Below are 863 nucleotides of genomic sequence, written 5' to 3' on the forward strand. Positions count from 1 at the left end.
TGGGTAAATCGCTTGCGTGATGCGGTCATGCTGATCTCTACTTTCGGTAGACCCCCATTTTAGGAGGGCCCACTGTCCGAAATCACCGCAGCAGCTCAGTCCCGGTCAGGGTGCCGGTGAGAATCCGCAGGCCGACTCCCTGGTCGTGGAGGCTATCGGCGGTGGTGAGGACTTCTTTCACTGACCGGCCGAGACGGTCCAATTTCCACACGCACAGGGTGTCTGACGGCAGGAGGTAGCCGAGGGCTTCGGCGAGTCCGGGGCGGGCGGTGATGCGACTGGAGATTTTGTCTTCGAAGATCCGCCCACAGCCGGCCGTTTCGAGGGCGTCCCGTTGGAGTTGGCGCCTTGTCCGTTGGTGGAGACGCGCATAGCCGATGAGATCGAAATGCCGGGTCGCCTTTCGTCAACTGTCGCACAACCCGTCTCACAACATCGGTGTTCACCGACCTGTTGTGAGACGGGTTGTGGACGGTTTGGTATGGGCACGTCGCTTGCGTCCGGGGTCGTCTCAGTCGTTTCTGGCCCCGGGAAACCTGCCCGACGCGGCAGCGGGTTGCCAGACTGTGATCGGAGCCACGGGGGTTGAGGACCAATGCTCGCGTAAGTCACGCTAAGCATCTTGTCGAGAAACGAGGGGTTGCCGACGCCCGTCCCCGATGAACGAAACGCGGTTCAATCCACGTCGAAGCCGTGTTGGGCAACAACGACGAAAAACCCTGGCCACAACAGAACCGACATGCTCAAGAACAAAATTGCCGACAAATCAAGGAAGACCAATCACTAACCCGGGGTTTTCATCAATGTTGGGCTGAGGGGTGTGTTTAAGAGACGAAAAGGTGCTCTGACAAGGGAAAATAGGG

Annotated in this window: 1 protein-coding gene; it reads right to left on the bottom strand. The window is 58.7% G+C overall.

Annotation, left to right across the window (positions count from 1 at the left end):
- Positions 1–82: 82 nt before the first annotated feature.
- The gene (locus tag BJQ90_RS18475; protein ID WP_226761664.1) at positions 83–379 is read right to left on the bottom strand and encodes a recombinase family protein; all 297 of its coding nucleotides are present in this window, start codon (positions 377–379) and stop codon (positions 83–85) included.
- Positions 380–863 lie beyond the last annotated feature (484 nt).

The sequence above is a fragment of the Arthrobacter sp. SO3 genome, assembly GCF_020532825.1.
Classification (GTDB): Bacteria; Actinomycetota; Actinomycetes; order Actinomycetales; family Micrococcaceae; genus Arthrobacter.